This is a genomic window from Pantoea sp. AG702, assembly GCF_003182295.1.
GTDB lineage: Bacteria > Pseudomonadota > Gammaproteobacteria > Enterobacterales > Enterobacteriaceae > Pantoea > Pantoea ananatis.
This window is the reverse complement of sequence record NZ_QGTU01000004.1, coordinates 472,226-492,735: the sequence shown is the minus strand read 5'-3', so window position 1 is coordinate 492,735 and position 20,510 is coordinate 472,226. Positions and strand designations below refer to the sequence as shown.

The 20,510-nt window shown below is 56.9% G+C and carries 18 protein-coding genes; 12 read left to right on the top strand and 6 right to left on the bottom strand.

The genetic code is table 11. The features are described from left to right. Positions 1-337 precede the first annotated feature (337 nt). The 4 genes from DFO57_RS14455 (at position 338) to sixA (ending at position 4,911) form a co-directional block, all read left to right on the top strand. On the top strand, positions 338-634 hold the full coding sequence (locus DFO57_RS14455) for a YfcZ/YiiS family protein (RefSeq protein WP_110015452.1): 297 nt from the start codon (positions 338-340) through the stop codon (positions 632-634). Positions 635-796: 162 nt separating this feature from the next. Next, positions 797-2,107: an acetyl-CoA C-acyltransferase FadI gene (gene fadI, locus DFO57_RS14450; RefSeq protein WP_110015451.1), complete on the top strand. Its 1,311-nt coding sequence runs from the start codon at positions 797-799 to the stop codon at positions 2,105-2,107. Further along, positions 2,107-4,227 (top strand): fatty acid oxidation complex subunit alpha FadJ, encoded by a 2,121-nt coding sequence (gene fadJ, locus DFO57_RS14445; RefSeq protein WP_019106024.1) that lies wholly within the window; start codon positions 2,107-2,109, stop codon positions 4,225-4,227. Before fadI ends, fadJ begins: the two co-directional genes overlap by 1 nt. 201 nt (positions 4,228-4,428) lie before the next feature. Further along, a complete protein-coding gene (gene sixA, locus DFO57_RS14440; RefSeq protein ID WP_013026570.1) occupies positions 4,429-4,911 on the top strand; it encodes a phosphohistidine phosphatase SixA in 483 nt (160 codons plus the stop codon). 77 nt (positions 4,912-4,988) lie between these two features. Here sixA and DFO57_RS14435 read toward each other — a convergent pair whose 3' ends face one another. Next, on the bottom strand, positions 4,989-6,809 hold the full coding sequence (locus DFO57_RS14435) for a methyl-accepting chemotaxis protein (protein WP_019106023.1): 1,821 nt from the start codon (positions 6,807-6,809) through the stop codon (positions 4,989-4,991). 274 nt (positions 6,810-7,083) lie between these two features. Further along, a complete protein-coding gene (gene smrB, locus DFO57_RS14430) occupies positions 7,084-7,632 on the bottom strand; it encodes an endonuclease SmrB (RefSeq protein WP_013026568.1) in 549 nt (182 codons plus the stop codon). A 160-nt stretch (positions 7,633-7,792) separates the two neighbouring features. On the opposite strand from smrB, the gene prmB reads away from it, so the two are divergent. Genes prmB through DFO57_RS14400 form a run of 6 tightly spaced genes read left to right on the top strand, consistent with a single transcriptional unit; the run spans position 7,793 to position 12,374 of the window. Beyond that, positions 7,793-8,725, top strand: coding sequence for a 50S ribosomal protein L3 N(5)-glutamine methyltransferase (prmB, locus tag DFO57_RS14425; RefSeq protein WP_014605352.1), 933 nt, complete (start codon positions 7,793-7,795; stop codon positions 8,723-8,725). A 46-nt stretch (positions 8,726-8,771) separates the two neighbouring features. Continuing rightward, complete coding sequence (gene aroC / locus DFO57_RS14420; protein ID WP_110015450.1) at positions 8,772-9,857, top strand: chorismate synthase; 1,086 nt, start codon at positions 8,772-8,774, stop codon at positions 9,855-9,857. A 4-nt stretch (positions 9,858-9,861) separates the two neighbouring features. Beyond that, positions 9,862-10,680, top strand: coding sequence for a penicillin-insensitive murein endopeptidase (gene mepA, locus DFO57_RS14415; RefSeq protein ID WP_022623444.1), 819 nt, complete (start codon positions 9,862-9,864; stop codon positions 10,678-10,680). 8 nt (positions 10,681-10,688) lie between these two features. Beyond that, positions 10,689-11,492 carry a sulfite exporter TauE/SafE family protein gene (locus DFO57_RS14410; protein WP_110015449.1) on the top strand — a complete coding sequence of 268 codons (804 nt, stop codon included), beginning with the start codon at positions 10,689-10,691 and terminating at the stop codon, positions 11,490-11,492. A gap of 20 nt (positions 11,493-11,512) precedes the next feature. Beyond that, positions 11,513-12,058, top strand: a complete 546-nt coding sequence (locus DFO57_RS14405) for an elongation factor P hydroxylase (protein ID WP_019106020.1) — start codon at positions 11,513-11,515, stop codon at positions 12,056-12,058. A gap of 34 nt (positions 12,059-12,092) precedes the next feature. Further along, the gene (locus DFO57_RS14400) at positions 12,093-12,374 is read left to right on the top strand and encodes a YfcL family protein (protein ID WP_013026562.1); all 282 of its coding nucleotides are present in this window, start codon (positions 12,093-12,095) and stop codon (positions 12,372-12,374) included. A 27-nt stretch (positions 12,375-12,401) separates the two neighbouring features. On the opposite strand, the gene mnmC is transcribed toward DFO57_RS14400, so the two are convergent. Then, the gene (gene mnmC, locus DFO57_RS14395) at positions 12,402-14,414 is read right to left on the bottom strand and encodes a bifunctional tRNA (5-methylaminomethyl-2-thiouridine)(34)-methyltransferase MnmD/FAD-dependent 5-carboxymethylaminomethyl-2-thiouridine(34) oxidoreductase MnmC (RefSeq protein WP_110015448.1); all 2,013 of its coding nucleotides are present in this window, start codon (positions 14,412-14,414) and stop codon (positions 12,402-12,404) included. A gap of 152 nt (positions 14,415-14,566) precedes the next feature. On the opposite strand from mnmC, the gene fabB reads away from it, so the two are divergent. Then, the gene (gene fabB / locus DFO57_RS14390; RefSeq protein WP_013026560.1) at positions 14,567-15,787 is read left to right on the top strand and encodes a beta-ketoacyl-ACP synthase I; all 1,221 of its coding nucleotides are present in this window, start codon (positions 14,567-14,569) and stop codon (positions 15,785-15,787) included. 92 nt (positions 15,788-15,879) lie between these two features. Here the strand turns inward: fabB and DFO57_RS14385 are convergent, their stop codons facing one another. Further along, entirely contained in the window at positions 15,880-17,319 is a 1,440-nt protein-coding gene (locus tag DFO57_RS14385; RefSeq protein ID WP_019106018.1) for a PLP-dependent aminotransferase family protein, read from the bottom strand. A gap of 88 nt (positions 17,320-17,407) precedes the next feature. Here DFO57_RS14385 and DFO57_RS14380 point away from each other — a divergent pair, with 88 nt between their 5' ends. Beyond that, positions 17,408-17,851 (top strand): rhodanese-like domain-containing protein, encoded by a 444-nt coding sequence (locus DFO57_RS14380; RefSeq protein ID WP_014605357.1) that lies wholly within the window; start codon positions 17,408-17,410, stop codon positions 17,849-17,851. A 1-nt stretch (position 17,852) separates the two neighbouring features. On the opposite strand, the gene flk is transcribed toward DFO57_RS14380, so the two are convergent. Further along, a complete protein-coding gene (flk, locus tag DFO57_RS14375; protein ID WP_014605358.1) occupies positions 17,853-18,893 on the bottom strand; it encodes a flagella biosynthesis regulator Flk in 1,041 nt (346 codons plus the stop codon). A gap of 114 nt (positions 18,894-19,007) precedes the next feature. Then, positions 19,008-20,510: a tripartite tricarboxylate transporter permease gene (locus tag DFO57_RS14370; protein WP_026021021.1), complete on the bottom strand. Its 1,503-nt coding sequence runs from the start codon at positions 20,508-20,510 to the stop codon at positions 19,008-19,010.

The window sequence follows — 20,510 nt, the reverse complement described above, 5'->3', positions numbered from 1 at the left end:
ATTATTTAACGTTGTGACGTCGCGTAACAAAGAACGGCGGATTGTATGGACTGATGTCAAATGCACATATCAGACCAGTGCGGAGAGTATAGGTCCGACCTGTACACATGTTGCAATATTGTTTTTAAAATATTTCCAATTTGATAGGTGAAAATTCGATCTGCTTAACACTTCTCGGGAATAAATGGGCAGAGCGGCAGGAGCAAAACTGATCCACATCAAATTTTATTGTGATATTCGTCACTTAGCGCGGTGTGTGTAGCGGGTTGATAAGCCAGAGCGTAAAATTTTCAGCAGAAAACTCACCCACCTTATGATGTGATGTCAGGAGAAAATCATGACAAATGCTTTAAAAAAATGTAGCGCGACGGAAACGGCTGCCTGCTGTTGCGTTGATGTTGGTGCGGTGATGGATAATTCAGACTGTACGGCCAGCTGGTCAGCATGGTGTAAAGATCGCGCCGATGCCGAAACGAAACTGGCGCAGCTGACGGAAAGGGCGCGCCAGGTCGAGTCAGAACCCTGCGTTATCGATTCCAGCATGGTGGAAGAGGCCGGTGGCGTGCAGCTTAATATCGACTTTACCTTTAGCTGTCAGGCCGAAACTCTGATTTTCCAACTGGGTCTACGTTAAACATTTCGGCGCCGCTGCTCTGCGGCGTTTTTCATTTTCGTGTTTCTTATCTCACTTTTCTCCTCCTGATGTTGGCGGCGCACCCGCTTGTGGTTAACACTGTGGATCAGGTCAGACCTCTTTCGGCAATGATGCCTCGGTCACGATGTACAGGTGGATACAATGAGCAAAGCGCAGTCACTGCTGACGCGTAATGGCGAGCGCATCGCCATCACCCACGGATTACGTACGCCTTTTCTTCGCCAGGCCACGGGTTTTCACGGCATCCCTGCGGTTGAACTGGGTCGCATGGTGATCAGCGAAATCATGGCCCGAAGTGAACTCCCGGTTGAGGTGATTGAGCAACTGGTCTTCGGTCAGGTGGTGCAAATGCCGGAAGCGCCAAACATCGCACGTGAGATCGTCTTAAGCAGTGGCCTGAGCGTCAATACCGATGCTTATAGCGTCAGCCGCGCCTGCGCCACCAGCTTTCAGGCGGTGGCAAACGTCACGGAAAGCTTACTGGCAGGTACGATTTCTGCCGGCATCGCAGGCGGGGCGGACTCCTCCTCTGTGCTGCCCATTGGGGTCAGTAAAACGCTGGCGCGCGCGCTGGTGGATATGAATAAAGCGCGTGGCTTTTCACAGAAGCTGCACATTCTCCGGCGGCTGCGCCCTAAAGATCTGTTACCGGTTCCGCCTGTCGTTGCGGAGTACTCCACGGGGTTACGTATGGGGGATACCGCAGAGCAGATGGCCAAAACGCATGGCATCAGCCGGGAAGAGCAGGATGCGCTGGCCCTGCGCTCGCATCAGCGCGCGGCCCAGGCCTGGCAGTCAGGCGTACTGAGTCAGGAGGTGATGGCCGCCTTTGTGCCGCCGTGGAAAGCGCCCATCGAGCAAGATAATAATGTGCGTATGGATGCAAAAGCCGCCGACTATGCCCGGCTGCGTCCGGCATTTGACCGTCAGCACGGTACCGTTACTGCGGCAAACAGTACGCCGCTTACCGATGGGGCTGCGGCGGTCATTTTAATGCGTGAAGGCCGGGCAAAAGAGCTTGGAATACAGCCGCTGGGCTATTTACGCAGCTATGCGTTTACCGCTATCGACGTCTGGCAGGACATGCTGTTAGGGCCGGCCTACGCCTCGCCGCTGGCGCTGGATCGTGCCGGGATAACCTTAAAGGATTTGACCCTGATTGATATGCACGAAGCCTTTGCCGCTCAGACATTAAGCAACCTGAAAATGTTTCGTGATGAACGTTTTGCCCGGGACGTGTTAAACCGCGCCCATGCGCTGGGCGAAGTTGACGAGGCACGTTTTAATGTCTCGGGCGGATCGATCGCCTTTGGGCATCCGTTTGCCGCAACCGGCGCACGCATGATTACCCAGACGTTAAATGAATTACGCCGCCGGGGCGGCGGGCTGGGTTTAGTCACAGCCTGCGCCGCCGGGGGTTTAGGGGCAGCAATGGTTCTGGAGGCCGAATAATGGAACAGAGCGCGTTCACATTACAGATGCGGGACGATCATGTAGGCGTGATCACCATTGATGTACCCAATGAAAAGATGAATACGCTTAAAGCGGCATTCGCGGCACAGATTGCGGCAATCATTGCGGAAGCACGCAAGCATCCGCAACTGCTGGGGCTGGTGCTGATTTCAGGCAAACCTGACAACTTTGTTGCAGGGGCTGATATCAGCATGATCGATCTCTGCCAGAGCGCCCACGAGGCAGAAGCGCTGGCCAGACAAGGGCAGGACGTGATGGCGGCGATTGCGGCATTGCCATTTCCTGTGGTGGCGGCAATCCATGGTGCTTGTCTGGGCGGCGGGCTTGAGCTGGCGCTGGCCTGCAACGCGCGCATCTGTTCGCTGGACGATAAAACCCGTATTGGCCTGCCTGAAGTGCAGTTGGGGCTGCTGCCGGGGTCGGGCGGCACGCAGCGCCTGCCTCGCTTAATCGGCGTACAGAAAGCCTTACCGCTTATCCTTACCGGTAAGAACCTGCGGGCCAGGCAAGCGAAAAAGCTGGGCATTGTTGATGATGCCGTGCCGCAGGCCATCCTGCTTGACGCCGCCGTTGAACTGGTGAAGAAAGGGAAATACCGCAGAGCGCCGCTGCCCCTGCGCGATCGTCTGCTGCAGGGCCCGATGGCTCGTCAGGCGCTTTTCGCACTGGTCAGACGCGAAACCGATCGTAAAACCCAGGGTAACTACCCAGCGGCACGACACATTATCGAGGTGGTTCGCATCGGCCTGGAGCAGAGCAGCCAGGCCGGTTACGCCGCTGAAGCGCGGGCGTTTGGCGAACTGGCGATGACGCCAGAGTCGGCCGCGCTGCGCAGCCTGTTTTTTGCTTCCACCGCCATCAAGAAAGAGAACGGCACCCAGGCTGAACCACGATCACTCCAACGGGTCGGTGTGTTGGGCGGCGGGCTGATGGGCGGCGGGATCGCCAGCGTCAGCGCCGTTAATGCGGGGCTACCGGTGCGCATCAAGGATATCAGCCTTAAAGGCATCAACCATGCCCTGCAAACCAGTTGGGATCTGCTGAGTAAAAAAGTGAAACGCCGGCAAATCAGTCCGGCACAGCGTCAGCAGCAGATGGCGCGCATCAGCGGCAGCACCGACTATCAGGGATTCACCCAGCGCGATATCGTGATTGAGGCGGTCTTTGAAGACCTGGATCTGAAAAGACAGATGGTGGCGGACGTCGAGGCGAACTGTCAGCCTCAGACGATCTTTGCTTCCAATACCTCATCGATTCCCATTGCAGAGATTGCGGCGACGGCACGGCGTCCGGAGAACATCATCGGCCTGCACTATTTTAGCCCGGTGGAAAAAATGCCGCTGGTCGAGGTGATCCCGCATGCCACGACATCGCCTGAAACGCTTGCCAGTACGGTAATGCTGGCACGGAAACAGGGTAAAACGCCGATAGTGGTGGCCGATAAACCTGGTTTTTACGTCAATCGTATCCTCACACCTTACATCAACGAGGCCATGCGCTGCGTGGTGGAGGGGGAACCGATCGATCACATTGATCGGGCGCTGGTGAAGGCGGGATTCCCGGTGGGGCCGGTTCAGCTACTGGATGAAGTTGGCATTGATGTCGGCAGTAAGATTTCACCGGGCCTGCAGCAGGCTTATGGCGAGCGGTTTGCCGCGCCTTCCGCGCTGGATGCCGTGATTAAAGACGGTCGCAAAGGACGCAAAAACGGTAGGGGATTCTACCTGTACGGATCGTCGCGTTTGGCGCGTAAGAAGGTCGATCCGGCGGTGTACGGCTTAGTGAAGACCCGGCCGGTGGCAAAGCAAAGCGGCGCCCAGATTGCCGAACGGTGCATGATGATGATGTTAAACGAAGCGGTGCGTTGCCTGGATGAGCAGGTTATCCGCTCGCCGCGGGACGGCGATATCGGTGCGGTGTTTGGCATTGGTTTTCCCCCCTTTTTGGGCGGACCGTTCCATTACATCGACAGGCTGGGCGCGGCAGAAATCGTCAACAGATTAACGCGGCTTCAGCAACAGTACGGGGACCGTTTTGCGCCCTGTGACGCGTTGCTGCGCGCAGCTGAGCAGCAGACAAAGTTTTACACTTCTTCATAAATTCGAATACCCACTCCGATTCAGGGGGTTAGAAACGCGCCGCACAAGCGTGAGGCGCTGCACGAATCTGACAGGTGCTTATTTAATAAACAACCGGTTGACTATACTGAAGTCATTAGGGTACAACACGACGTTCATTCGCAGAATGAAGCGCCTGATGCGGATGCATCAGGCGATGTCGACAAACAACAGCGGTGCTTTATGCAAGTTTTTATCATGCGTCACGGCGATGCGGCTCTTGAGGCTGCCAGTGATTCAGTCAGGCCTTTAACGCTTTGTGGATGTGACGAATCACGTCAAATGGCGAACTGGTTAAAAGGTCAGTCTGTTGACATTGAACGTGTACTGGTCAGCCCCTATCTCCGTGCGCAGCAGACGCTTGCCACATTTCGTGAGGCGTTCCCTTTGCCAGAAGGGGAGGATATTTTGCCGGAACTGACGCCCGGCGGCGATCCCGGTCTGGTCGGATGCTATTTGCAGGCACTGGCGAATGAAGGGGTTAAATCGGCGCTGGTTATCTCCCACTTGCCACTGGTGGGCTATCTGGTGTCGGAGCTTTGCCCCCAGGAAACCCCACCGATGTTTGCCACCTCGGCCATTGCCTGCATTGACTTCGATCCGGCTGAAAGTCAGGGCAAACTGTTATGGCAGGTCAGCCCCAAAAAACTCGCGAAAGCGATGTAATAATGTCGGGCCATTTACTGGCCCGAACATGAAAACGACCCCCGAACGTCATTCCCGTCTGCTTCTTTCCCTGCAGGTCAGGCAATCACAAAACGTGATACTGAGCCCGCCAGCGTTTGCGCCTGGTCATGGAGCGCGCTTGCCGCCGCAGAGGACTGTTCCACCAGGGCCGCGTTTTGCTGCGTCACGTTATCCATTTCAACGATAGCCACGCCGACCTGCGCAATGCCGCGGTTCTGCTCTTCAGACGCGTGAGAGATCTCGTTCAGTATCTCTGTCACATTGCTGACCGAGGTGACGATTTCTCCCATAGTGTTACCTGTCTGACTGACCAGCTGTGAACCGGCGCGGATGCGGGCAACCGAGTCCTGAATAAGCGCTTCGATTTCTTTTGCCGCCAGCGCGCTGCGCTGCGCCAGATTTCTCACCTCACTTGCGACGACGGCAAAACCACGGCCCTGTTCGCCAGCCCTTGCCGCTTCTACCGCGGCGTTCAGTGCCAGAATGTTGGTCTGAAACGCAATACTGTTAATGACGGAGGTGATCTCGGAGATTTTCCCCGAGCTGGCAGAAATTTCATCCATGGTGCTGACGACATTGGTCACCAGCTCTCCGCCACGGCTCGCCGTGTCAAAGGTTTGCTGCGCCAGCCTGCTGGAATGATGAATATTATCGGCGTTCTGTTTTACTGTCGCAGTCAACTGCTCCATGCTGGCTGCCGTTTGCGCAAGGGCCGCTGCCTGGCTTTCTGTCCGTGCCGATAAATCATTATTCCCGGAGGCGATTTCTGCGGAAGCCTGGCTGACGCTTGTGACGCCGCTGCGAATCCCGCTGATAATCCGTCGCAGTTCATCGCTCATCTCGCCTACCGCGCGCATGAGCTCGCCCAGCTCATCCCGACGGGTCGAGTTGAGCATGATGCTGAGGTTGCCACGCGCCATCTGGTTCGCCACGTTCAGCAGTTCAGAAAGTGGACGCGTCAGCTGTCGGGTAATAAACAGGGCGATAACAATACCTGCCACGATGGCAGCGATAACAATGGCAGCCATTAACCACACGGCCTGTCCGGCATCGTGATTGGTGGCATCCAGCTGTTGCGTAAACAAGTTATTGCTCATGTCCGTCAGGGTCTTACCCGCAACCGCCAGCTCGGCTGTGGCCTCTTCGCCTGCTTTCACGGAGGCCATCAGCGCATTAATGTCAGCTTGTTTCCCGTCAAGCTGTTCGCTGATTTTTGCGAGCGTTGCATTGTCTGCCGGGTTAAGGCGAGGTGCAACCTGTGCGATAAGCCCGACGGTTTCAGTGAGGAAGTTGCTGAGTGCGCTGCGATCGGCATCTTTGTGCTCAAGGCCAAAGAGTTTCACCCGCACCGCGACGCCAGCCAGATGCTTATTGATTTCCTGTAAGGCTGCGGCAACCTGCGCGTCATTGCTGCTGCTCGTGGCAAGCTGGCTGATCCCCCGCATTTCTTCTTCGACAGACAGGCTTTGTAAAGCCTGAGCCCCATTACGAACGGCCTGCACGGTATCGGCCCGTTTCTGCCGGTAGGTGGCAATGGCTGACGGCATCGCCGTAATCATCGCCTGCTGACTGGCATCCCAGCGAAAAACGCCCAAATTTCTCAGGTTCTGATCCACCTCTTTCAGCATGGCTTCGTTCAGATCGATGAATTTTTCATCATGTGTTCTGACGAATTGCAGCCGGGCATCTTTGGCCTGTGAAAACCGATCGTTGACACTTTTCAGCTCCCTGAGCTTTTCGGCCCGGACGCTAATATCGTTGAGGTTTTTAATACCGCATATCGCTACGGCCAGACTCAAAAGCAAAATCAGTCCAAAACCGAGCATTAACTTTTTACCTACGTTTAAATTCTCAAAAAAATGACTTAATGCGCTCATTCAAAATGTTCCCTTGGTCAATACGCCAAAATGTTGAAGCCTAATGTGCCTAAATGCCTAGACGTTATCGGCAAGGGAAAACTTGTATTGAATATAAATAGTTTCTTAAGCAAATAGTCTGCGTCAGCCTGAACAGAAAGCAGCAGAACGCCTGGCCAAACAGGGGCGGGATCGGGCGTTTAAGGGGAGCGACGTGTGAGTCCGTTTAACGGGCTCCCCCGTCAAAGGGGGAGGCAGCGGGGCAAGGTGCTTAAGCCGTTTTGCTGCCTGAATGTCAGGGCAGCTCTGGCGGTTGCCACTCTTCTACTTCAATCAGCACCAGCAAGGCAGCGTCGCCACCAAACATTTTAGGTGCCTGGTGAAAGGCCATTACCCAGGGATGTTGAGCCAGCCAAAGCGGCGTTTGCTGCTTTAGAATATGTTTACCATGTCCGGTCATCACGCTGGCGCAAAAAAGGTGTTCGCGACGACAGGCGGCAATTAGCGCGCCTAACTCCTGCTTGGCCTGCATCTGTGTTAACCCATGCAGATCGAGAAAAATCTCTGGCGTGTAATCGCCCCGACGCAGCTTTTTCAGCTCAAAATGGCTCACGTCCGCGCGCACATAGCGCGTCGCCCCTTCAGTGGAAAGCAGCGGCTGGAACTCATCGGAAAAGTAGTGGCTGTTATCCGCCTGTTCAGACAGCAGCCTTTTTATCGGCACTTCCCGGGTTTTAACCGCCGGTTTGTGTACGATAGTGTCTTGTTTTAACTGACGCGTTCCTGTCATCAACTGGCGAAACAGCGCTTGATCATCCTGGCTCAGGGGGTTTTTTTTACTCATGGGTGGTGAATCATGTCTGAGGTGGCTGATTAACAGCAGAAGCCGATACCTTACCGTTAACCGTCATTAATTGTCAGCTTTTTCACCTTGCTGCGCTGAATTCTCCTCGGCTTCGTGGCAAACTATCGGCCGAATTAGTAAAAGGCCTGCGGAGGGCTACGTGGACAAAATTTTCGTCGATGAGGCAGTGAACGAACTGCACACCATTCAGGATATGCTGCGCTGGTCAGTGAGCCGCTTTACGGCTGCCGGAATCTGGTACGGACACGGCACAGATAACCCCTGGGACGAAGCTGTCCAGCTGGTCCTGCCCACGCTGTGGTTGCCCCTGGATATCCCTGAAGACATGCGTAACGCGCGCCTTACGGCCAGCGAACGCCATCGCATTGTTGAGCGCGTCATTCGCCGCGTGAACGAGCGCATCCCGGTCGCCTATCTCACGAATAAAGCCTGGTTCTGCGGCCATGAGTTTTACGTTGATGAACGGGTTCTGGTTCCCCGTTCGCCCATTGGGGAACTGATTGAAAACCGCTTTGCCGGTCTGATCACGGACAAACCGCGACATATTCTGGACATGTGCACCGGCAGCGGCTGTATTGCGATTGCCTGCGCCTATGCCTTTCCGGACGCAGAAGTGGATGCAGTGGATATTTCCCACGATGCGCTGGCGGTCGCCGAGCAAAATATTGAAGAGCACGGCCTGATTCATCACGTCACGCCGATCCGCGCCGATCTGTTCCGCGAACTCCCGCCGGTGCAGTACGACCTGATCGTGACGAATCCGCCCTATGTCGATGCGGAAGATATGGACGATCTGCCGAGCGAGTATCAGCATGAACCCGAACTGGGGCTGGCGGCGGGCAGCGATGGCCTTAAACTGGTGCGCCGCATTCTTGCCTGCGCGCCGGGCTACCTGAGCGAGCAGGGCGTGCTGATTTGCGAAGTGGGCAACAGCATGGTGCACATGATGGAACAGTACCCCGATGTGCCCTTTACCTGGCTGGAGTTCGACAATGGCGGCGACGGCGTCTTTATGCTCACCCGCCAGCAGATCGTGGATGCACAGCACCATTTCTCATTTTATAAAGACTAAAAGGATGGGCGAACTTTCGCCCGTCAAACCGTAACAAGGAATCTCAATGGCCGGAAACAGCATCGGACAGTTCTTTCGCGTCACCACCTTTGGTGAATCTCACGGTATTGCCCTGGGCTGTATTGTTGATGGCGTGCCGCCGGGCATCCCGTTAACCGAAGCCGATATCCAGCACGATCTCGACCGTCGTCGTCCAGGCACGTCGCGCTATACCACCCAGCGCCGTGAGCCGGATCAGGTGAAAATTTTGTCTGGCGTGTTTGAAGGTGTGACCACCGGTACCTCGATCGGCCTGCTGATTGAGAACACCGATCAGCGCTCGCAAGATTACGGTGCCATTAAAGATCTGTTCCGTCCTGGCCATGCGGATTACACCTATGAGCAGAAGTACGGTACGCGTGACTACCGTGGTGGCGGCCGTTCATCAGCACGCGAAACCGCGATGCGCGTGGCTGCTGGGGCGATTGCCAAAAAATATCTGCAGATGAAGCACGATATTGTGGTTCGCGGCTATCTGGCGCAGATCGGCGACGTGGCCTGTGAACTGAAAGACTGGAGCATTGTGGAAGAGAACCCTTTCTTTTGCCCGGATGCGGACAAGCTGGACGCGCTGGACGAGCTGATGCGCGGCCTGAAGAAGGAAGGCGATTCGATTGGGGCCAAGGTCACGGTCATGGCGGAAAACGTACCACCAGGCCTGGGCGAGCCGGTTTTTGATCGCCTGGATGCCGACCTGGCGCATGCGCTCATGAGCATTAATGCGGTGAAAGGGGTAGAAATCGGCGACGGTTTTGCCGTGGTTAATCAGCGTGGCAGTCAGCATCGCGATGAAATTCGCGCCAGTGGTTTCCAGAGCAACCATGCGGGCGGTATTCTGGGCGGCATCAGCAGCGGTCAGACCATCAGCGCCAATCTGGCCATGAAGCCCACCTCCAGTATTACCGTGCCGGGGAAAACCATCACCCGCGACGGCGAGGAAGTGGAGATGATCACGAAAGGTCGCCACGATCCCTGCGTGGGCATCCGTGCCGTGCCGATTGCCGAAGCCATGATGGCCATCGTGCTGATGGATCATCTGCTGCGCCAGCGCGCGCAGTGTGGCCATGTGAACTCCACCGTGCCACGTTGGTAAGCCAATGAAAATTTTGCTGATGGTGAGCGCGCTGTTGTTGAGCGCGGCCAGCCTGGCGGCGACGCCGTGGCAGCGCATCCAGCACCCGATTGCGGGTCAACCGACGGCTATTGGTGGCTTTGCCAATGGCTGTATTGTGGGTGCGCAGGCTTTACCGCTTAATTCGCCTGATTATCAGGTGATGCGTCAGGATCAGCGCCGCTATTTCGGGCATCCCGATCTGATCCTGTTTATCCAGCGCCTGGCCACCCAGGCCCATAGCCTCCAGCTAGGAAACGTGTTGATTGGCGATATGGGCATGGCGGCGGGCGGGCGCTTCAGCAGTGGACATGCCAGCCATCAAACCGGGCTGGACGTGGACATCTGGCTGCAACTGCCTAAAACCCGCTGGAGCGCGCAGCAGCTGCTTAAGCCCCAGCCGCTGGACCTCGTCACCGCCGACGACAAGAACGTGGTAGCGCGCCACTGGCAGCCTGAGATTGACAGCCTGATTAAGCTGGCGGCGAAAGATGAAGATGTCACGCGTATTTTCGTCAATCCGGCGATTAAAAAGCAGCTGTGCGCCGATGCAGGCACAGACCGGGCCTGGCTGCGTAAGGTGCGTCCGTGGTTTGCGCATCGCGCCCACATGCACGTCCGTTTGCGCTGTCCGCAGGGCAGCCCCGACTGTGAAGAGCAGGCACCGCCGCCTGCCGGTGACGGCTGCGGAGCAGAACTGCAAAGCTGGTTTTTGCCCAGGCAGCCTGGCTCTGCACCAGTGAAACGTGAACCGCCGCCGCTGCCTGCGGCCTGTCAGGCACTGCTGGATAAACATTTACTGTAAGGGTTCCCATGGAATGGTTCGTTGTCAGCCCGTTGTTGGTCGCGCTGCTGTTTTTCATTGCGCTGCTGGCAGGTTTTATTGACTCCATTGCGGGCGGCGGCGGACTGTTAACCGTTCCCGCGTTGCTGGCGGCCGGGCTGTCACCGGCTCAGGCGCTGGCAACCAACAAGCTGCAGTCGGTCGGTGGATCGTTCTCGGCCAGCCTCTATTTTGTCCGGCGCGGGGCGATTAAGCTGAGCGAGCAGCGGCTGAATATCGCCATGACCTTTTTGGGGGCGGTTGGCGGTGCCATTCTGATCCAGCACCTTCAGGCTGATTTTTTGCGTAAGGTGCTGCCGCTGTTGTTGATTGCTATTGGCATGTGGTTTCTGCTGATGCCGCGCATCGGTGAAGACGATCGCGTTCACCGCCTGCAGGGGCTGCCTTTTGCCCTGGTCGGCGGTGGCTGTATCGGCTTTTATGATGGCTTCTTTGGACCCGGTGCGGGCTCTTTCTACGCGCTGGGCTTCGTGACGCTATGCGGCTACAACCTGGCGAAAGCCACCGCCCACGCCAAACTGCTCAATTTCACCTCCAACTTGGGCAGCCTGCTGTTTTTTATGTTTGGCGGCAAAGTGGTCTGGGGCACGGGACTTATCATGATGCTGGGGGCTTTTTGCGGGGCTCGCCTGGGCGCCAGGCTGGTGCTGGCACGCGGACAAAGGCTGATTCGCCCGATGGTGGTTATCGTTTCGGCGGTGATGAGCATCAAGCTGCTCTGGGACAGCCACGGCAGCGAATTGATGGCCTGGCTGAGCACGCTGAATCTGTAATACTTTTACGTGATGACTTAATGACAACAACACATAATTACGCGCAGCTTATTACGCTGTTTGATGACTGCTTTAGCCACGATTTTCAGACCCGTCTAATTAAAGGCGATGACGAACCGATCTATCTTCCAGCGGATGATGAATCACCATGGAACCGGGTGGTTTTTGCTCATGGGTTTTATGCCAGCGCGCTGCATGAAATTTCACACTGGTGCATTGCTGGCGAAGCCCGGCGTAAGTTAGTGGATTTTGGCTACTGGTATTGTCCGGACGGACGCGACGCGCAAACGCAGAGCCAGTTTGAAGCGGTTGAGGTGAAGCCGCAGGCGCTGGAGTGGATGTTTTGTGTAGCCGCAGGCTTTCCCTTCAACGTCAGTTGTGACAATCTCGAAGGCGATTGTGAGCCAGATCGCATTGGCTTTCAGCGTAAAGTTCATGCCCAGGTCATGAGCTATCTGGCGTCGGGTATTCCTGAGCGCCCCGCACGCTTTATTTCAGCCCTGGCTGACTATTATGGCAGGCCTTCTCTGACCGCATCGCAGTTTCCCTGGCCGGACGATCTGTGATGCATAAGGGACTTAATAACAGAGGAATGATGAGATGATCGCAGAATTTGAGGCACGTATTCTGGCCCTGATTGACGATATGGTTGAGCACGCCAGTGACGATGAGCTATTTGCCAGCGGTTATCTGCGCGGCCACCTCACTCTGGCAGTCGCTGAAGTGGAACTGTTGGACGACCACACGCCGCAGGCGCTACAGATTCAGGTGACACGTAGCCTGCAAAATGCCATTGCTGCCGGGGAGTTATCGCCACGGGACCAGGCGCTGGTGATTGGCATGTGGGATAACCTGTTTTTACAGGCCCGTCAGACGGCCTGAGTAGTCAGGGCGGCAGACCGCCCTGTGCTATTTCCCCGCTTTTTTACCCTTCAGTAGTTTTCTTACCCAGTAACGATTGGGATGAAGCGCCGCGAGCGTGCTGAGGTCCAGCGGCTGGGGTTCACCGCTAAGCTGAGCCGCCAGCACTTCCGCCGCCAGGGGGGCGCTGCACAGCCCGCGTGAGCCAAGCGCACCAAACAGATAAAGGCTAGGGAAACAGGGCGCCATTTCGCTCTTAGCCTCGCGGGCGCGCTGCTGAGCAAGATCGGCATAAACGTCAAGCGTTGCCACGTAATCCGGCACGCTGCCGACCATGGGCAAATGATCGCGTGTGGCGCAGCGCACGCCATTGCGCGCCTCGCCCTCACTGACGTCCACTTCATTCACCCAGTCGCTGTGTGGCAGGCAGTGCTGCAGACGGCTGCGGTTTTGCTGCTGATCGTCTTCGCGATAGGCGGTTGAGGTGTCGCCACGATGATAGCTGGCCCCGATACAGTGCGTACCAAACTGCGGGCTGGCTGGCGTGAGGTAGCCGTCATAGCAAAGTACCGTTTTCAGTGCCGACAGGGCCGGTGAAGACGGGATATGGCTGACCTGACCGGCGACCGGGTAAACCGGCAGGGCATCGGTCTGAGGCAGATCGGTCATGGCATGACCATTAGCCAGCACCACAGCCTGATGCTGGGTTGAGGGCTTTTCGTTAAAGGTTAACTGCCAGCCTTGCGGAACCTGCGTCAGTGCGGTGACGCGGTGCAGCCAGTGAATGCGTAATCCACGCTGCTCGCAGTGGGACAGCAGGGCTGTGGTTAATTCGGCCGGGGCCAGCCAGCCGCCCAGTGGATAAAAGATACCGCCGCAATCCAGCGCCACATTTGCCAACGCGGCTGCCTCGTCCTGGTTGACGCCAAAGGCGACCTCAGCCGGTAGGGCCATATCCAGCATCTGCGCAATCTTACTGGCACTTTTCTCGTCCCAGCCCAACTGCAATACGCCGCTCCAGTCATGTTCATAAGGCAGATCGAGTTGATCATACAGGCGACGGGCAAAACTGAATGCGGCAGGAAAGAAAGCCGCCAGGGCAGGATCGTGCTGGTTAAGGAGCGGATAGAGCGCGCCCTGACGATTACTGGACGCCCCCAGCGCGGGCGCCTCGTCAGCGCAGTAGAGCGTCACGCGAAAGCCCCGGCGAAGTAAGGCAAGGGCCAGCGTCGCGCTGGCAACGCCGCCGCCGACCAGGGCGATCTCCTTACCGGACAGGGCAGGGCGCGCATACCAGGGCTGGCGATGAGTCAGCGCAGGCGCGGCCTCAAGCGAACCGCACAGCATTTCCCGTTTCGGCCCAAAGCCTTTACGCCGGGTCACCGCAAAGCCCGCCTGTTGCAACCCGCGCCGCACAAAACCCGCTGCCGTAAAGGTTGCAAATGTGCCCCCTGGCCGGGCCAGTTTCGCCATCGACGCAAACAGTTCCGGCGTCCACATATCGGGATTTTTCGACGGCGCAAAGCCATCCAGAAACCAGGCATCCACCTGGCGATGCAGACTGTCATCAAAATTATCAATTAGCGCATTAATATCGCCTAACCACAGGTCCAGTGTGACGCGGCCCGAATCAAATAACACCCGCTGGCAGCCTGGCAGTGCCAGCGGCCACTGGTGCTGGAGCTGTTCAGCCCAGGGGGCCAGTTCGGGCCAGTGCTGGTGGGCCGCCGTTAAATCGGCCTGCGTCAGGGGGAATTTTTCAAAACTGATGAAGTGCAGACGTTTTAGGGGCGCGTCAGGATAATGTTGCTGGAAGGAATCAAAGGCCTGCCAGAGCGTGAGAAAGTTCAGGCCTGTGCCAAACCCGCTTTCGGCAACAATGAGCAGATCGCGCGGGTGCTGATGAAAGCGTTGTGGGAAATCATTGCCACCCAGAAAGACATAACGTGTCTCTTCCAGACCGTTGTCATTGGAAAAATAGACGTCGTCAAACGCTCGGGAAACAGGTGTACCCTGTTCGTTCCAGCTCAGTCTGGCGTGTTCAACCTGGGGTGTTTTCACAGTAAAGGCTCATTTTTCAGGGAGTGTCAGGATCTTATCGGTCGGAGTGACATGACGCAAATTTACAAAAGGAAATGGCTGATCGGACTTGTTCGGCGTACAAGTGTAAGCTAGAGTGCTCGTCAAATAACAGAAGTGGTGAGGAAGATTGAATGAAACGTGCTGTGATTACTGGCTTAGGGATCGTTTCCAGTATTGGTAATAACCAGCAAGAGGTGCTGGCATCTCTGCGTGAGGGCCGCTCAGGCATCACTTTTTCCCAGGAGATGAAAGATTCCGGCATGCGTAGTCACGTCTGGGGTAACGTTAAACTCGATACTACCGGCCTCATCGATCGCAAAGTTGTGCGTTTTATGAGTGATGCGTCCATCTATGCTTACCTGTCTATGGAAGAAGCCATCAAAGATTCTGGCCTGAGCAACGAAGCTTACCAGAATAACCCTCGCGTAGGTCTGATTGCAGGATCTGGCGGTGGTTCCCCACGTTTTCAGGTTTTTGGTGCGGATGCCATGCGCAGCCCACGCGGTCTGAAAGCCGTAGGGCCTTATGTGGTGACTAAGGCAATGGCGTCAGGCGTTTCAGCCTGTCTGGCTACGCCGTTTAAAATCCACGGCGTGAACTATTCAATCAGCTCTGCCTGTGCGACCTCCGCGCACTGTATCGGTAACGCGGTTGAACAGATTCAACTGGGCAAACAGGATATCGTTTTTGCGGGCGGCGGCGAAGAGCTGTGCTGGGAAATGGCCTGTGAGTTTGATGCAATGGGCGCACTTTCTACGCGTTATAACGACACGCCAGAAAAAGCCTCACGGACCTATGACAACGAACGTGATGGCTTCGTCATTGCGGGCGGCGGCGGTATGGTCGTGGTTGAAGAACTGGAACATGCGCTGGCGCGTGGCGCGCACATCTACGCTGAAATCGTGGGCTATGGCGCAACGTCGGACGGGGCAGACATGGTTGCGCCATCCGGTGAAGGCGCAGTGCGCTGCATGAAGATGGCGATGCACGGTGTGGATACGCCAATCGACTACCTGAACAGCCACGGAACCTCTACGCCAGTCGGTGATGTGAAAGAGCTGGGTGCCATTCGCGAAGTGTTCGGCGACAACACGCCGTATATTTCTGCAACCAAAGCGATGACCGGCCACTCCTTAGGGGCGGCGGGCGTGCAGGAAGCTATCTACTCGCTGCTGATGCTGGAGCACGGTTTTATTGCCCCAAGCATCAATATCAGCTCGCTGGACGCGGCGGCAGAAGGGATGAATATTGTGACTCAGCCAACTGAAAAAGCGCTGACCACGGTAATGTCAAACAGCTTTGGCTTTGGTGGCACCAACGCCACGCTGACAATGCGTAAATACCAGGCTTAATGCCCGGTTAAAAACGTGGCGTCGCGCTGCCCGGCACGACGTGAACCCTGCGAAAAGGTCGGCTTGCCGGCCTTTTTTGTTTTGGTTATCCCTCAGCGACGGTTGGGTGATGAGCCCGATGAAAGCAGCCTCACCAGCTTATCGCACCCGGCCACTATCTCATCTGGCGTCAGCGCCGCAAAACCCAGAATCCAGCCTTGCTGACGCGCGCCATCGCCGTAGAGCGGACTCAGGCGAGGCAGCAATAACCCCATCTTCTCGGCCTGTAAGCTCAGCCTCGCTTCGTCGCCCTGTCGCAGAGCAACGGTTGTCTGCAGTCCACCCGGGCAGGGAAAGGGCCTGAGCCAGGGCGTCAGGCGTTGCGCTATCTGCTCGAGTAAGCGATCGCGGCGGCTATGGTAAAGCTGGCGCATCAAACGCAGGTGGCTGGCAAAATGCCCCTGCTGCATAAATTCCGCCGTTACCGCCTGGGGCAGCAGGGCGCTGTGCCCGTCAAGCAGGCTGCGCGCGCGACCTAAGGGCGCGACCAGCGGGCCGGGCACCACCATCCATGCCAGACGTAGCGACGGAAACAGCGATTTTGAAAATGTGCCGAGGGTAATGACCCGGTTATCGTTGTCGAGCCCGTGCAGCGCAGACGCAGGGCGATCGTCATAGTGAAACTCGCTGTCGTAATCGTCTTCAATCAGCCAACTGCCGTTGCGCCGTGCCCAGTCCAGCCAGGCCAGACGGCGCGGCAGGCTTAATGACACGCCGGTGGGATACTGATGCGAAGGCGTCAGATACATCAGCTTTGCTGTTCCGGCTTGAGGAATCGCCCCCTCGGCATCCACCTGAATGCCGCGCACCCGTGCGCCTGCAGCAAGAAAGGCATTGCGCGCACCCGCATAGCCCGGCTCTTCCATCCAGATCTCATCACCGGGATCAATCAGCATTAACGACAGCAGCTGCAGCGCCTGCTGTGAACTGGTCAAAATAATCACCTGCTCAGCCTCGCACTGAACCCCACGAGACAGGGCAAGGTAGTCTGCAAGCGCGTGGCGAAGTGGCAGGTACCCCAACGGATCGCCATAGCCCATGACGCCAGGGCCTGCGGTGCGCTGCACGCGGGCGGTTAAGCGCCGCCAGAGGGGATGAGGAAAGGCGCGCAAATCTGGCGAACCTGCCGAAAAGGCATACGGAAAGGGCGCATCCTGACAACCGCCTGTCGCCAGTATCTGATGGCCGCGCTGCGAGAAATGCGCCATGCGGTCAGCGCGGGGGCGCGGCGCGCTGACCGGCAGCGTGATGGCAACGAAGCTACCGCGACCGGACTCCCGCCGCAGGTAGCCTTCACTTTCAAGCTGAGCGTAAGCCGCTTCAACCGTAACGCGTGACAGATTCAAATCGGCAGCCAACTGACGGCTGGAGGGCAGTTTCTGACCCGCCTGAAGGTGCGCGGTCTCTATCCACTGGCGAAGCGTGGCGCACAGGCGGTCGCGCAGACCGCCGGTTGCCTGATGATGAAACAGTTGCAGCAGCGGGGAAGTCATCGTGGTCTTATGGGCTCATTGAAAGCGGTCTTATCCAGCAGTCCACTTTGCCGTAAACTGCCTGTCTGCCACAACAGGAGAAAAAACGATGTCATCTGTTTTAGGTTTTCCCCCCGCGTCACCGCAGCAGAGCCTTGCATATCTGCAGGCCAAACTGGCTTATTACACCGATGCCTGGGATCTGGCTGACGATCTGGCCCATCAGCGACCGGGCGTTGTCGTCATTGATGCCCGTCAGATCGAGGCTTACCGCGCCGGTCATCTCTGCGGAGCAATAAATTTTCCGCATCGGGAAATGAATGAAGCCAGCACGGCCGGACTGGATCGCAACCTGCTGTATGTGACGTACTGTGATGGCATTGGCTGCAATGGTTCGACCAAAGCGGCTTATCAGCTGGCGTTGCTGGGATTTAAGGTCAAAGAACTGATTGGCGGGCTGGATTTCTGGAAGCGCGATGGCCATCCCATGGCATGGGGCGACGAGCCGGGAGAATGGCCGCAGACGGCTTCTGCGGCATCCTGTGGGTGTTAACTTACAGCACCAGCCAGAGTAAAAAGGCCAGAACGATTAACCCGACGACCGCGCTCAGCACCGGGCGCGCTGCCAGCGGCTGCAGCACAGGCGGCAGCGAGCCGGAGATGGGCGCCCAGATGGGATGCGGATTCAGTTCGTTATCGGCCAGGGCTTGCTCGTGTGCTCTTTCTGCGCGACGTGCAAACAGGAAGTTAAGCAGATCCTGGGTTTGCGTCGGGGTCAGCACCATCTGAGGCGTGGCCTGAAAGCGTTGCAGGCTGTAGTCTTCCAGCATCTGCTGTTCACGCTGATCCAGAGGGTGTTTAAGCGAGGTTTCAATCAGCTGCAACGTCGGCGCACTGTGCTGGCTTAACGTCTGACGGACCTGTAAATACTGAGTGAGCAGCGGATAGTGGCGTGACGGGATCGGATCGCCGCTGGTCAGGTTTACCAGCTTTAGTGCGGCGGTCCATATTTTGCCACTGGATTCGCCCGTTGCGGCAGCCAGGCGAACAATTTGCTGATTCAGCGCCTGATGCTCGGCAGGCAGCAGCGTGCGATCGCTGCTGCGGCTCTGCTGAGGTTGCGGAATGGCCATCTGACCATTTTGCAGCATGGTCAGCACCTGACGAAGCTGATCCTGGGTTAATGCGCTCAGCACCGTCTGACCAAACTGCTGGCGGATAAAATCACTTACCGCCTGGCGGTTATTGCCTTTGGGCAACAGGTCGGTGAGTTGCGTCATTAACTGACGCGTACCGTGACCGGTCTGCACCTGCGCCAGGCGGTTGTTAAGAAACTGCTCCGCAGCCGGAAAATGGCGTGACTGGAGTTCTGCTTCGCTTTTAACACCGACTTCATGACGCAGGCCGGCCCAGAGCTCAGGCGCTTTAAGCGTGCTGAGCGACATGATGCGCACAATCAGGCGCTCAAGCGTCGTGCGCTGGGCAGGAGAAAGGGGTTGTTCACCGGCAACACTTCCCGTACGCGGGGCGTCAGTTTGCGGATTAACAGATGAACGATCGCCGACCGGCACACCGGGGCCGCTGACAGGTTGCATGGCGGATTCCTTGGGAAACAGAACAGCGTGGGGTGCGCCGGAAACAGAATACACTATGATAACAAAAGCCCCTGGGAAATCCACGGGGCTTGTGTGTTTCGAACAAAGATTTACTTACTGATGCGCGGGAGCGGGCTTACGGCGCAGCCGTTTCCATAGCAGCGGCACGATTAATACGGCAACGGCGAGGATCAACAGGACTTTCGCAATCGGACTTTCCCACAGAATGCCCATCTCACCGTTGCTGATCGACAAGGCACGCCGCAGGTTTTGCTCCAGCATTTCACCCAGCACGAAACCTAAAATCAGCGGTGACATGGGGAAATCCATTTTCCGCAGGATATAGCCGAAAATCCCCAGTCCGACCATCAGCAGCAGGTCAAAGGTGGTGCTGTGCACCGCATAAACGCCCACGGCCGAGATGGCGGCGATAGCCGGAACTAAAAACCACAGCGGAATCGTCAGCATCCGCGCAAACACGTTGATCATCGGGATGTTCATGATCAGCAGCATCAGGTTACCAATCAGCAGCGCGGCAATCAGTCCCCAGACGATATCCGGCTGTTCGGTAAACATCGCAGGTCCAGGCGTGATGTTGTACAGCGTCAGCGCACCGACCATGACCGCGGTGGTGCCGGAACCGGGAATGCCCAGGGTCAGCATCGGAATAAACGAGCCGCAGGCGGAGGCGTTGTTCGCCGCTTCCGGCGCAGCCACACCGCGAATATCGCCCTTACCAAACTGATCGCTGCCAGTGATTTTTTTCTCGGCCATGTAGGCGATAGCACTGGCGATAGTGGCGCCCGCGCCGGGCAGCACGCCCACAAAGAAGCCGATAAATGAGGCACGCAGTGTGGCACCCGTAGACATAGCGGCCTCTTTCATATTGAACATCATGCGGCCACTGGCACGCACCACCTTTTGCCCGCTATGGGTGGATTCCAGCATCAGCAAAATTTCGCTCACTGAGAACAGGCCAATGACGACCACGACAAACTGGATGCCGTCAGAAAGGTGAACGCTGTCAAAGGTGAAGCGATAGACGCCGGTATTCGCATCCACGCCCACGGTCGCCATGCTCAGCCCGATCAACGCCGACAGGAATGATTTAAGCGGGTTCTGACTCATCATGCTGCCCAGACAGGCAATGGCGAAGACCATAAGCGCAAAATATTCGGCCGGGCCAAACGCCAGCGACCAGCGGGCCAGCAGCGGTGCGAATAAGATGATGCCGATGATAGCGATGGTGGAACCGACAAAGGAGCTGACGGCAGAGATAGAGAGCGCCACGCCCGCTTTTCCTTGCTGCGCCATCGGATAGCCATCCAGTGCGGTCATAATGGCGCCGGCATCGCCCGGAACGTTGAGCAGTATCGACGAAATACGTCCGCCGTATTCACAGCCCAGATAAACGGTGGCCAGGAGAATCAACGCGGATTCTGCAGGCAGGTGCAGGGCGAACGCCAGCGGCATCAAAATCGCTACGCCGTTGATCGGCCCGAGTCCCGGCAGTAAGCCTACGATCGTGCCGATAAAGCAGCCGATAAGGGCAATCAGCAGATTTTCCGGCGTCATGGCAACGGCAAAGCCGTGCATCAGGAAAGACCAGGTTTCCAT

Coding starts and splice junctions, on each gene's coding strand:
- DFO57_RS14455 (WP_110015452.1), top strand. CDS start 338: ATGACAAATGCTTTAAAAAAATGTAGCGCGACGGAAACGGCTGCCTGC.
- fadI (WP_110015451.1), top strand. CDS start 797: ATGAGCAAAGCGCAGTCACTGCTGACGCGTAATGGCGAGCGCATCGCC.
- fadJ (WP_019106024.1), top strand. CDS start 2,107: ATGGAACAGAGCGCGTTCACATTACAGATGCGGGACGATCATGTAGGC.
- sixA (WP_013026570.1), top strand. CDS start 4,429: ATGCAAGTTTTTATCATGCGTCACGGCGATGCGGCTCTTGAGGCTGCC.
- DFO57_RS14435 (WP_019106023.1), bottom strand. CDS start 6,809: ATGAGCGCATTAAGTCATTTTTTTGAGAATTTAAACGTAGGTAAAAAG.
- smrB (WP_013026568.1), bottom strand. CDS start 7,632: ATGAGTAAAAAAAACCCCCTGAGCCAGGATGATCAAGCGCTGTTTCGC.
- aroC (WP_110015450.1), top strand. CDS start 8,772: ATGGCCGGAAACAGCATCGGACAGTTCTTTCGCGTCACCACCTTTGGT.
- mepA (WP_022623444.1), top strand. CDS start 9,862: ATGAAAATTTTGCTGATGGTGAGCGCGCTGTTGTTGAGCGCGGCCAGC.
- DFO57_RS14410 (WP_110015449.1), top strand. CDS start 10,689: ATGGAATGGTTCGTTGTCAGCCCGTTGTTGGTCGCGCTGCTGTTTTTC.
- DFO57_RS14405 (WP_019106020.1), top strand. CDS start 11,513: ATGACAACAACACATAATTACGCGCAGCTTATTACGCTGTTTGATGAC.
- DFO57_RS14400 (WP_013026562.1), top strand. CDS start 12,093: ATGATCGCAGAATTTGAGGCACGTATTCTGGCCCTGATTGACGATATG.
- fabB (WP_013026560.1), top strand. CDS start 14,567: ATGAAACGTGCTGTGATTACTGGCTTAGGGATCGTTTCCAGTATTGGT.
- DFO57_RS14385 (WP_019106018.1), bottom strand. CDS start 17,319: ATGACTTCCCCGCTGCTGCAACTGTTTCATCATCAGGCAACCGGCGGT.
- DFO57_RS14380 (WP_014605357.1), top strand. CDS start 17,408: ATGTCATCTGTTTTAGGTTTTCCCCCCGCGTCACCGCAGCAGAGCCTT.
- flk (WP_014605358.1), bottom strand. CDS start 18,893: ATGCAACCTGTCAGCGGCCCCGGTGTGCCGGTCGGCGATCGTTCATCT.
- DFO57_RS14370 (WP_026021021.1), bottom strand. CDS start 20,510: ATGGAAACCTGGTCTTTCCTGATGCACGGCTTTGCCGTTGCCATGACG.